This window comes from uncultured Gilliamella sp. (genome assembly GCA_945271295.1).
Classification (GTDB): domain Bacteria; phylum Pseudomonadota; class Gammaproteobacteria; order Enterobacterales; family Orbaceae; genus Gilliamella.
The window spans coordinates 1-12,544 of sequence record CALYPG010000011.1 but is presented as its reverse complement, the minus strand read 5'-3'; the positions used below and the strand labels follow the sequence as shown (position 1 = coordinate 12,544).

9 protein-coding genes are annotated in these 12,544 nt (G+C 36.8%); 1 reads left to right on the top strand and 8 read right to left on the bottom strand.

The annotated features are described in order from the left end of the window. Nucleotides 1-10: 10 nt before the first annotated feature. The 8 genes from Q0K76_RS07155 to Q0K76_RS07120 all read right to left on the bottom strand — a co-directional run bounded on the left by Q0K76_RS07155 (nucleotide 11) and on the right by Q0K76_RS07120 (nucleotide 10,637). Nucleotides 11-1,288, bottom strand: coding sequence for an MFS transporter (locus tag Q0K76_RS07155; RefSeq protein ID WP_294613570.1), 1,278 nt, complete (start codon nucleotides 1,286-1,288; stop codon nucleotides 11-13). A 275-nt stretch (nucleotides 1,289-1,563) separates the two neighbouring features. Beyond that, nucleotides 1,564-2,577, bottom strand: a complete 1,014-nt coding sequence (locus Q0K76_RS07150; RefSeq protein WP_294613567.1) for a peptide ABC transporter ATP-binding protein — start codon at nucleotides 2,575-2,577, stop codon at nucleotides 1,564-1,566. Next, nucleotides 2,567-3,544: a dipeptide ABC transporter ATP-binding protein gene (gene dppD, locus Q0K76_RS07145; protein WP_294613564.1), complete on the bottom strand. Its 978-nt coding sequence runs from the start codon at nucleotides 3,542-3,544 to the stop codon at nucleotides 2,567-2,569. The genes Q0K76_RS07150 and dppD overlap by 11 nt, the downstream gene beginning before the upstream one ends. A 13-nt stretch (nucleotides 3,545-3,557) precedes the next feature. Continuing rightward, a complete protein-coding gene (dppC, locus tag Q0K76_RS07140; protein ID WP_294613561.1) occupies nucleotides 3,558-4,481 on the bottom strand; it encodes a dipeptide ABC transporter permease DppC in 924 nt (307 codons plus the stop codon). A gap of 14 nt (nucleotides 4,482-4,495) precedes the next feature. After that, nucleotides 4,496-5,512 carry a dipeptide ABC transporter permease DppB gene (dppB, locus tag Q0K76_RS07135; protein ID WP_294613558.1) on the bottom strand — a complete coding sequence of 339 codons (1,017 nt, stop codon included), beginning with the start codon at nucleotides 5,510-5,512 and terminating at the stop codon, nucleotides 4,496-4,498. Between the two features lie 149 nt (nucleotides 5,513-5,661). Next, nucleotides 5,662-7,275, bottom strand: a complete 1,614-nt coding sequence (locus Q0K76_RS07130) for an ABC transporter substrate-binding protein (RefSeq protein ID WP_294613553.1) — start codon at nucleotides 7,273-7,275, stop codon at nucleotides 5,662-5,664. A gap of 683 nt (nucleotides 7,276-7,958) precedes the next feature. Beyond that, nucleotides 7,959-9,467: a DHA2 family efflux MFS transporter permease subunit gene (locus Q0K76_RS07125; protein ID WP_294613550.1), complete on the bottom strand. Its 1,509-nt coding sequence runs from the start codon at nucleotides 9,465-9,467 to the stop codon at nucleotides 7,959-7,961. A gap of 3 nt (nucleotides 9,468-9,470) precedes the next feature. After that, the gene (locus Q0K76_RS07120) at nucleotides 9,471-10,637 is read right to left on the bottom strand and encodes an EmrA/EmrK family multidrug efflux transporter periplasmic adaptor subunit (protein WP_294613547.1); all 1,167 of its coding nucleotides are present in this window, start codon (nucleotides 10,635-10,637) and stop codon (nucleotides 9,471-9,473) included. Between the two features lie 1,135 nt (nucleotides 10,638-11,772). Here Q0K76_RS07120 and Q0K76_RS07115 point away from each other — a divergent pair. Further along, entirely contained in the window at nucleotides 11,773-12,216 is a 444-nt protein-coding gene (locus Q0K76_RS07115; RefSeq protein ID WP_294613545.1) for a DUF6389 family protein, read from the top strand. Nucleotides 12,217-12,544 lie beyond the last annotated feature (328 nt).

Here is a 12,544-nt window from a genome sequence, read left to right as displayed (position 1 = left end):
AGTTGCCTTATTACTCATCATAATAGTGATAGTGACTTAAAAGATAGATGCAGATAATTGATATCAGTGCTAAACCACAATAAAACAAGGCCAACGGTAACCAAAAAGTTTGGTATGCAAAAATAATATAGCCACCAATCATTGGGATTAGACTACCAAAAATCGCCGCACAGCCTTGATAACTCATTGACAGCCCAGTATAACGCATTCGGGTAGGGAAAATTCGGCTTAAATATCCCGCTATCACACCATAAAAGCCGCTGTAACAGATCACATTTAACGAAATACCAATAATAAAACTAGTTTTTGTGCCTTGCTGAATAATCGGGAATAATAAGAATACCGATGCCATCGCCAAGATGGCAGAGCAAATTAAAAAGCGTGTTGCCGAGTATTTTTCAGCAAAATAGGAGATAAAAGGTTGTGCAACAAAATGGACAATGGCAATCCAAAATAGCGCATCAACAATCATGCCTTTCTCAACACCCAATGCCAGCGTGGTATAACCTATCATTAAGGTATTGGAAAAAATCCCACTAAATGACAGCACATTGGCACCAATCGATAAAATTAATAGCGGTGTGGCTCGCTTAAAGACTTCAATAATTGGAGCAGATTCTTGCTTTAAGTTTGCTTGTTGTTTGCATGATTCAACAAACACAGGCGATTCAGTTAAGGTCACTCTGGCAATAATACCAATAATTAACAGAATAAAACTGGCTAAAAAAGGAATGCGCCAATAGCCACTATTAATTAGCTCCGCAATGGGTAAGCGAATGATATAAGAAAAAACCAGTAAGGCTAAAATATTTCCGGCCGGGCTGCCCCACTGGGCAAACGATGAAAAGAAATTTTTCAAGCCTTTTGGCGCATGTTCATTGGCCATCAAGACGGCACCGCCCCACTCACCACCAACGGCAACACCTTGTAAAATGCGCAAGGCTACCAATAATATGGGCGCGAGTATACCCGCTTCTTGGTAAGACGGTAATAATCCCACACAAGTAGTGGCAATCCCCATTAATAATAAGGTAATAATCAGCGATTTTTTACGCCCTAAACGGTCACCAATATGCCCAAATAACAAGGCGCCGAAAGGACGCGATAAAAAACCAACCGCAAAGGTAGCAAAAGCCCCTAAAATTTGCACGAATTCATTATCCGCAGGGAAAAATAGTTGCCCAAAAATCAATACCGATGCCAACGCATAGATATAAAAATCATACCACTCAATGGTGGTACCAATAAAAGCAGCAAAAGCCACTTTTTTAGCCGATGAATTAGACATAAACAAACCTTGGTTAAACCAATAAGTATTCTATGTGAGTAAGGAGTACGAAACTAACATAAAACAACCAATATCACAATTTGTTAACTGCAAAGAGAAGTAAAATTATATAAAAAGGGTTGGGGTGTACTGATATTTTAGATAGAACCAACTTAATTGATAATAATGACAAAGCGTTATGAGGTATGTTTTATCATTTTATACCTAACTAGTAAGCATTAGATGATAAAACATACCACTACCTTACTAACCTTTATTCGTAAAAGAATAAGAGATTAGCTTGCGCTGTTATGATTCCCCTCTACACAGAAACACGCAATTTTATGTTCGTTATGATTAATAAGCTGAGGTTGTTCAATGGTACAACGTGGAAAAGCCAAACGGCACCGAGCATTAAACGCACAACCCAAAGGAGGATTAAGCGGGCTTGGTAACTCCCCTTCTAATTTAATTCTATCTCGCCTAAGATCTGGATTTAATCTTGGTGTGGCGGATAATAGAGCCTGAGTGTATGGATGTTTAGGATTGTGATAGATTTCATCTTTCCGCCCTTGTTCTACACAACGACCTAAATACATCACCATTACGTCATCAGCAATATGCTCAACAACTGAAAGATCATGAGAAATAAAAATATATGATAAACCGAGTTCTTGTTGTAGATCCATCATTAAATTTAGCACTTGTGCACGTACAGAAACATCTAATGCTGAAACAGGTTCATCAGCAACCACTATTTCAGGATCAAGCATTAATCCCCTTGCAATAGCAATACGTTGACGTTGCCCACCCGAAAACATATGTGGATAACGGTTATAAAACTCTTCTTTTAATCCCACTTTTTGCATCATTGATAGTACTTTTGCTTTACGGTCACTAGCTGTTAAATCAGTATTAATAATAAGTGGTTCTTCCAAAATAGAACCAATTTTTTTGCGTGGATTCAATGATGAATATGGATTTTGGAAAACGATTTGGATTTTTTGACGACGCAATTTTTGTGCTTGTGGATCATCATCTAATAAATTTTGATCCTTAAAATAAAGTTCCCCCGATGTAGGCTTTTCAATCATGGTCAATAATCTTGCTAATGAGGATTTACCACAGCCTGATTCACCAACAATTGCCAACGTTTTGGCTTTACCTAATGTAAAAGATACCCCATCAACGGCTTTAACTTGTTTTGGTTCAGCAAAAAAACCCGTTTTAACAGGATAATATTTGGTCAAATTGCGGGCATCAAGCAGTAATTCGTTATTTCCAATATTGTTTGCCATATTATTGTTCATACTGTGGTATCCCTTCGCTCGATAATGGATAATGACATTTTACTTGCCTAGTTGCAGAATAATGAATTAATGCAGGTTCCTCGGTATAACAACGTTCGGTAGCATAAGGACAACGAGGATTGAGTAAACACCCCGTTGGCCTATCATATTTGCCCGGAACGACACCCGATAATGATGCTAACCGCGCTTTATCTTGAGTAAATTCAGGCAACGAGCGTAATAATGCTTGTGTGTAAGGGTGTAATGGTATTTTAAAGATAATTTCAGCATCACCTATTTCAACGACCTGCCCAGCATACATTACAATAATTTTTTGTGCAGCCTCTGACACTAATGCTAAGTCATGAGTAATAAGCACTAAGGCCATATTATTTTTACGTTGTAACTCAAGCAATAACTCGATAATTTGCCCTTGAATTGTTACGTCTAGTGCGGTTGTTGGTTCATCAGCAATTAAGAGTTTTGGGTTACATGCAATTGCTATTGCGATCATGACACGTTGGCTCATGCCGCCAGATAACTGATGCGGATAAACGTTTAATCGATTTTCTGCATCAGGAATACCTACTAATTTAAGCAATTCAATCGCTCTGGCTTTGAGTGCTTTTTTGCTACCGCCTTGGTGGATTTTCAAGGTTTCAATGATTTGGTAACCTATGGTAAAACATGGATTTAAGCTAGTCATTGGATCTTGAAAGATCATTGCGACATCAGCACCCACGATTTTACGCCGCATTTTGGTTGAGATCTGTTGCAAATCTTTGCCATCAAAATGTAATGCATTTGCACTGACTTTACCGGGAAAATCAATTAATCCCATTATGGCTAATGAACTCACTGATTTTCCTGAACCTGATTCACCAACAATGCCAACAACTTGTCCTTGTTCAACATCATAACTAATGTGATCTACCGCTTTAAATCCACAAAATTGAACAGATAATTCTTTTACTTCTAATAATGCCATAATTAAATCTCCATTACTGTTTCAATTTAGGATCAAGCGCATCTCGCAAACCATCGCCCATTAAGTTAAAGGCTAATACTGTCATTAAAATGACTAAGCCAGGAAAGGTAACAACCCACCATGCTGATTGAGCAAATTGCAATACATCAGCAAGCATGGTTCCCCATTCTGGTGTTGGTGGCTGAGCCCCCATGCCTAAAAAACCTAATGCAGCCATGTCTAATATTGCATTGGAAAATCCTAATGAAGCTTGAACAATTAATGGTGCTAAACAGTTTGGTAAAATATTGATAAACATCTGCCGTAAGGCGCCAGCCCCAGCAACTCTGGAAGCAATAACATAATCTTTATTAATTTCAGCAAGTGTTGCGCCGCGAGTTAAGCGGACATAGTGTGGTAACGCAACAAAAGCTAATGCTATTGAGGCATTAACAATAGACGGGCCAAATATTGCAACTAAAACCAGAGCAAGTAATAAACTGGGTAAGGCAAGCATGATATCAACAGCACGCATAATTATGTTGTCTAAAAAACCGCCTACATAACCTGCTATCAAACCCAATGTAATCCCTAAAATCAGTGAGATAATAACAACCAAACAACCAACTAATAAAGACAAACGAGCACCATAAATGAGTCTGGATAAGATATCTCGCCCTACATCATCTGTCCCTAATATAAATTGCCAACTGCCACCATCCATCCAAACTGGTGGCGCTAATAATGCTTCCCTAAATTGTTCAGAAGGTAAATGTGGCGCAACAAAATTAGCAAAAATAGCCAGTAATACCACAATAACAATAAAGGCTAAACCAACAACCGCACCTTTATTTTGTGAAAAATAAAACCAGAACTCACGCATAGGCGTTAATGGTTTAGGGGCAACCGTACTGGTTTCTTGCGTATTGGTTGCTTCAGTAATAACCTGTTTATTCATCTGTAAACACACTCTTATTTATGTCTAATACGGGGATTGATAACGCCGTACAACATATCAACCAATAAATTCACCAAAATAATCATGCCTGCAACAATTAACACGCCACTTTGCACAACAGGGTAATCTCGACGTTGTAGCGCTTCGATTAACCAACGCCCAATCCCGGGCCATGAAAAGACGGTTTCGGTCAGTATTGCACCTGCAAGCATTGAACCAACTTGTAATCCGATGACAGTAATCACCGGAATCATAGCATTACGTAATGCATGGATAAGGACAATCCGTATTCTGCTAACGCCTTTAGCTCGTGCCGTTCGGATATAGTCTTCACTCAATACTTCTAACATAGAAGAGCGAGTCATGCGCACTATTACTGCTAATGGGATAGTACCTAATACAATTGACGGTAAAATTAAGTGGCTAACAGCATCAATAAAATCTTCCTTTTCACCCCATAAAAAAGTATCAATTAACATAAATCCGGTTAAAGGTTGACTGTCATCTAAAAAAAGCATGTCACTAACACGACCTGATACTGGGGTTAAATTTAAGTGGACAGAGACTAACATAATGAGCATCATTCCCCACCAAAAAATTGGCATGGAATAACCCGTTAAAGACAGGCCTATTGCTGTGTGATCAAATATTGAACCGCGTTTCACTGCTGCGAGAACCCCGATGGGGATCCCGAAACTAATGGCAAACAGCATCGCACAAAATCCGAGTTCAAAAGTTGCTTTAAATCGGGGAACAAATTCATCCCATACCGGGATTTGGCTTTTAAAAGAAATCCCTAAATCACCATGCAACATTCCAATAATGTATTGAAAATATTGCTCATACAGCGGCTTATCTAAGCCTAATTGAGTCATTAATTCGGCATGACGTTCTGGCGATAGACCTCGCTCTCCAGCAAGAACGGTAATGGGATCACCCGGAATAAGATGAACAAAAATAAAAGTCAGCAGTGTAATACAAATAAAAGTCGGAATAAGTACGCCTAACCGCTTTAAAATAAATTGAAACATGTAGTGGCTCTTAAGTATTGCTTCTAAATTATAGTTTATAAAATAGATAAAATTTATGTTGTTATTAAAATAAGATATTTATGATACTAAATTCAGTTAAACCCAACGCCGTGATTAACCACACATTGTATGGTTAATCACTAGAAATGCTATTTTTCAATAGAAACTTGGTTAAAGTTATGTAACGCTAAAGGATCCATAATATAGTTTTTAACCTCTTTACGTACTGGCATATAAACCATTGAGTGAGCAATCATTAATGCAGGTGCTTGGTCATGCATCTCAACTTGTGCTTGTTTATAGAGCTCAACCCGTTTTCCATGATTTGGTTCAATTCGAGCTTGTTGTAATAAATCATCGAATGGTTTATAACACCAATGTGAATAGTTTTGACCTGATTTAACCGCATCGCAACTCATCAAAACAGAATAAAAGTTATCAGGATCGCCATTATCTCCGGACCATCCCATTAACACTGCATCATGTTCACCATTACGAATACGAGATAAATACTCGCCCCATTCATAAGTAACAATTTTAGCAGTTACACCAATTTTAGCCCAATCCGCTTGAATCATTTCAGCCATACGACGTGCATTTGGATTATATGGACGTTGTACTGGCATTGCCCATAAATTGATAGTAAACCCTTTATCTAAACCTGCTGATTTTAATAATTCTTTTGCTTGTGCTGGATCGTAAGGGTAATCTTTTACTTCATCGTTATAACCCCACATTGATGGTGGAATGAAGTTTTTAGCTGGTTCAGCAGCACCTTGGAAAACCGCTTTAATAATTGCATCTTTGTTCACTGCCAAATTTAATGCTTGACGAACTTTTAAATTATCTAGTGGTGGCTTATCCATATTGTAGGCTAAATAACCAATGTTCACGCCTGCCATTTCTTGAACAACAATATTATTGTCTGATTTCATTCGTTCAACATCTGCTACATTTGGATATGGCATAGCATGACATTCTCCCTTTTGTAACTTAGCATAACGAATTGCAGCATCTGGCGTAATTGAAAAAACTAGACGATCAAGTTTAGCTTTAGGGCCAAAATAATCTGGATTTGCTTTATAAAGGATTCTTGAATCTTTTTGATATTGAACAAAAGTAAACGGACCAGTACCAACAGGAACTAAATCAACCTTTTCGGGGGTACCATTTTTAAGCATGGCATCAGCATATTCAGCTGATAAAATTGAAGCGAAGGACATTGCTAAATCAGCTAAGAAAGGCGCTTCTGGTTTGCTCAACTCAAATACGACCGTATGATCATCAACCTTTCTAATCTCTTTAATTAAATCTGGTAATCCCATACTATCAAAGTAAACATATTGACCACCAGAAACTTTGTTGTACGGATGATTTTTATCCTTTTGTCGCATAAATGTAAAAAGAACATCATCAGCATTTAAATTGCGTGTTGGTTTAAATTCTTTATTATCATGCCATTTAACATCATCACGTAAATGGAAAGTATAAGTTAACCCATCTGGGCTGATATCCCAAGATTTAGCTAAAGCAGGTTCGATTTCAGTAGTACCTAATTTAAATTCCACCAAACGATTATATACAGGCACTGCACCCGCATCCATTGAAATACCACTTGTCACTAACTGTGGATTAAATGTTTCAGGTGAAGCCTCTGCACAATAAACTAGCGTCCCTGCAGCATGAAGTTGTGCACTAGCGAGCATAGTTGCCAGCCCTGCGCCCAACAAGAATTTACGTTTATATTTCCTTAGATTACTCATAAAATCACCCCAATTATTTAATTGTATTAAACCTATTTTGTAACACTTAAACAAAGCTGAGAACGTCGTATTTCTGATATTTTTCAAAAGACAGATTTAGTAAACATCTAAATTTTTACAACAATTAACTTTTACCTTGATTAAATCTATATTTTTACCATCTATCGCACAAATATAGTGCAAAAATGCACCATAAATAAAACTACGCTATGGCATAGGAATTTACAATAACATTCCATTTTTTTGAACATAACTTAACATGAGTATAACAACAGTTAAGTACGATGTAACAGATAAATATGCAAAAATTACGCCACTTTTAATTCATAAATCCATATTAACGAAAATGTTAAAAAAGAACATACTTATATGTTCTTTGAGTTAAGGTATGAATCTCAACTTATTACAGTATTTGTCACTTACTAATTGATTTTTAAAGAATGTATTATAATTAGTGTAGATAAAATAATCATCAAATTAATCATGTAAAATTAGCTTTTTTGCTTGATTATGGTTGATTTCAGTTAAACTTTATTGCGTTGTACAACAAGATAGATAGTTTTAGACATAAAAAAACCTGCTAAAAGCAGGTCTTAAATTTTGATAATCATCATGCACTCAACTCTTTAGCAAAGTGCATGGTAGTAGCCTTTATAAAAATGCAAAAAAGCAAGTTAAGTTCACTATTGTTTTTGTCTTGGTGATGCTAACCAAGCAACAATAATGAGCAGAATAAAAGCAATACCTAGCATGTTAAAATAATCAATGGTTGATAACATATAGGCTTGAGTATTCACTATATTTTCTAATTTTGCGTAGCTTTCAACTGATTGCCCACCTAATTGATTTAGGGCATATTGTGTGGTTGGATCATAAGGCGTTATGCTTTCGCTAAGATAAGCATGATGTAAACTGGCATTCCTCGTCCAAATCCATGAGGTTAATGACGCTGAAAAGCTACCGCCTAAGGTACGTAAAAAAGCCGCTAAGCCTGAGGCTTCAGCAATTTGATGCTGCTTAATATTGGATAAAATAATAGACATTACCGGCATAAAAAATAGTGCCACGCCAAGCCCCATAAAGAGCTGAACAAAAGCGATATGCTGATAATTGACTTGCGTGTTAAATCCCGCTCGCATAAAGCAACTAATACCAATGGCGATAAACGCTAAACTAGCCAATAAACGCATATCAAAATAATGTGCGTAGCGCCCTAAAAAAGGCGTTAATAAAATAGGAATAAAACCAATCGGAGCTGCAGCCAAGCCTGCCCAAGTGGCGGTATAACCCATTTGAGTTTGCAACCATTGCGGTAACAGCAAGTTAATACCAAAAAAGCCAGAATAACCACATATCAATAAAAAACAACCAATACTAAAGTTTCTATTAATAAACAGTTTTAAGTTAACAATAGGGTTTACATCGGTTAATTCCCAAATGATAAAAAATGCAATACCAATAACGGCAATTACAGAACCAAATATAATAAAGTTTGATTCAAACCAATCCAGATCATTACCTTTATCTAACACAATTTGTAGCGCGCCAACACCAATTACCAAACTGATTAATCCAATATAATCAATGGGTAAACGCGAAGTTATTTGTGGTTTAGCTTTCATCTGTTGATAAGCAAAAACAGCTGCAAAAAGACCAAAGGGGATATTGATAAAAAATATCCATGGCCAAGTATAATTATACGAAATCCAACCACCCAATATTGGCCCGGCAACAGGGGCAACAACGGTGACAATACTTAAAATAGCCAGTGCCATACCTCGCTTAGCGGGGGGATAAATGGCTAATAAAAGAGATTGTGCAATTGGATAGAGTGGCCCCGCTACAGCACCTTGCATGCAACGAAAAACAATCAATTCTGTCATACTGGTAGCAATACCACATAAGAAAGAAGTAATAACAAATAGCAGTACCACACCAATAAATAATTTAACTTCGCCGACTCGTCTTGATAACCAGCCAGTAAGTGGGAGAGTGATGGCATTACATACCGCAAACGAGGTAATAACCCAGGTTCCTTGTTCAGAACTAACGCCCAGATTTCCTGCAATAGTGGGTAATGCCACATTCGCGATTGTGGTATCAAGCACTTGCATAAAGCTGGCGAGCGAAATAGCAATTGTGGCTAAAACAAGGTTCGCGGGTCTAAATAAAGCTTGTTGTGAATTCATCATTGTTTATTTATCTGTATTTGCGTTTTGGGCAATAATCTGCTTAATCATGTTTTTGGCTGCAACCAGTTGTTGATGATAAATGTCGGTTGAAAATACCGGTGTAGCAGGTGATTGCTGTGCCAAAACCGCTCCATCTTGGTTGTGTAAATCAACTTTTACATCCATTGATAAGCCTATTCGTAGCGGATGCTGTTGCAGTTCTTTAGGATCTAATTGGATTTTAACTGGCACGCGTTGTACTATTTTAATCCAATTACCCGTGGCATTTTGAGCCGGAAGTAAAGCAAAAGCACTGCCTGTACCCGCACCTAAACTTGCAATTTTGCCGTGATATACCACATCACTATAGATATCGGCTTTTAAAGTAACCGGTTGGCCAATACGCATATATTGCAATTGGGTTTCTTTAAAATTGGCTTCAACCCATACTTGATCAAGTGGGATAACCGCCATTAACGGTTTACTTTTTTCGACATGTTGCCCAACTTGAACGGAACGTTTAGCGATATAACCTGAAACTGGCGCAATTAAATCACTTCTTAACCAGTTTAAGTAAGCCTGTTCTAGTTGCGCCGATGCGGTAAGAATATCAGGATGGGTGTCAATCTTGGTATTATCAATTAACACCTTATTACTTTGCAGTTGTTGTAAGATGCTATTAAAATTAGCCTGCGCTTCTTGGAGTGTCGCCCGTGAATGTGTTAGCTCTTCATGAGATATGGCACCTTGTGCAATCAGTTTTTTACGGCGTTCATAATCTTGTTCCGCCTTCTCTAAGGTTGCTTGACTACTATTAAGCTGCGCTTGATAGCTATCTACTGTGCGATATAAGCTCCGTACTTTTCTTACACTATTAGCTAAATTAGCTTTAGCTTGTTGCAGCGCTATCTCGGTATCATTAGGATCGAGTGCCACAAGGAGTTGCCCTTGCTTTACCAAATCACCATCATCGGCAGTTATACTCACTACTGAACCGTCAATCAACGGCGTGATTTGCACAATATTACCATTTACATAAGCATCGTCAGTGCTTTCATACCATCGTCCATAAAACCAATACCACGCGAGGATGATTAAACCACTTAATAAAATAATCACCAGTAAAATAGTGAGCGTTTTTTTGCGTTGTTGTGTCATTTTTTGTTTATCTTTTATTTGTGCTGTTGTCATTTAGTTCATCTATATTGTTATGTTCAAAGTTGTTGGCTAAATAGCCGTTAGTGAGTAACATTTTTTTAAGCAATGCTTGTAATTGCATTATTTCTACATGACTTAATTGGCTGGTTAATTGATTAAAGCATTGACCAAAATTGGGAGGATTTTTTACTTATTTGTTCACCTTGTTGAGTTAATATGATGTTAATTTGCCGTCTATCTTATTTACCTCGGATGTGAATTAAAAACCCTGGTTGTTCTACGATCGAGCCAACGCCTTATTGCTGCATTATCAATAGGTAATGCATGACTAAGTGCCATCGGTGTTATCAAATTTCTAAAAACAATATGAAGTAATGTTTTATACTACGCGGATGTCAGTCCATAAGGCATGGCATTTTGATCAATGATTTTATCTTTACAGTTATTGGCAAAATGCAGCAATTGACCTCAAATGCCCCGTTTGGCAATAATTTCTGAGGTGTCATACATAATCTTCAATTCAAAAAAATTATGGAGGCGACAATTTAATTAACCCGTCAATATTTGTCAAGTTAACGATATGTTAAGTGATAGTAAACGCAACAATTTGGATGCAAATAATCTCCAAAATTTGAAAGGTAACTTACTTACCTACCAAGAATGTCCGATTATTTGATGAATTGCAAGCGTACTTGACGAATTAGTCCAACAATTATTACCAAAAAAGCTTTAGACATAAAATTGGTTGAAGCAGGCCTTAGAATTTGGTGATTAATAATGGATGAAGAATCGAAAATACGAGTTAAGTATTGAAGTTATCAAGTTGGGGGGATTTTAGGTAGATGATGTATCCGAGGTTGTATCCCAAATTTAATCTCTGAATATAAGATAAAAAAGCACTTATATCCAGCTAAAAACTCAAGAATTTTTAACTAATATAAAATTAATATATCTAATATCTAACACAAAAAGATTAAAGAATTAATCAACAAGGCTTGTAAAATACGGTCGCAGTTGGTACAAGTTAATTATATTAGCTCAAATTTAAGCGGACAATCATGTCGTTTATGAGCTATATTATGTAAATCTTCAAACAAGAAGCAGACATTAAAAACCCCGTAATTTATCAAATATAAAGCAGGGTCGACTAACTTAAGAGAAATAAGTTATGACGAAAACTGAATATACGACAATACTACAAAGTATCCTTAATATGCATACGCAAGATGCTATTGCTAAGATTAATAGTATTAAACCTATTCTACCCGAAAAAGCTAGATCGGTTGAAGTTGGTATTCATCCGACTCAGGATGAAGAGGGTATGTTTTCTATCATGATTCACCTTATCGGACCAGATCTATACGTGCTCAATAAAGCTATAGAACCGTATCGTGAACTTTTTGATGTGAAATTTATTGAGAATAAATTACAACCAGAAGTACCTTTATTTGATCCTTATGAAACTCCATTTTCAGTCAATGATCTAATTGTTGAAGTTAGCATTGACTGGCTTAAACAGATATGGAATTTGTCAGGGGGGCTAGGCATTCCGGCATATGCATTTGGAGAAGAGTGCTCTAAACCCGAAGGGATTGTCCCCTTGATTTGCTGAATAAATCTCAAAAGGCAATTTAAGAATACACACCATTATCGAACCAAATGTATCCACTTTTATATCCATTTTTTAACTTGATTTGGGTTGATTTTGGTTGAAATCATTTGATAAGAAAAACTCATTGCAAGGCTTATTTGAAAAGGCTTTAAGCATAAAAAAACCTGCTGGAAGCAGGCTTTAAAATTTGGTGATTGGTAATGAACACTGAGAGATTGATGATTTAAAACTCAGTAGCTGCACCTAACCTAAACTATAACAAATATCAACCTGCTTGAATTCAAGTACTAAGTGCGAATCTTAACTAAAATAATGGTGACAATAAAAA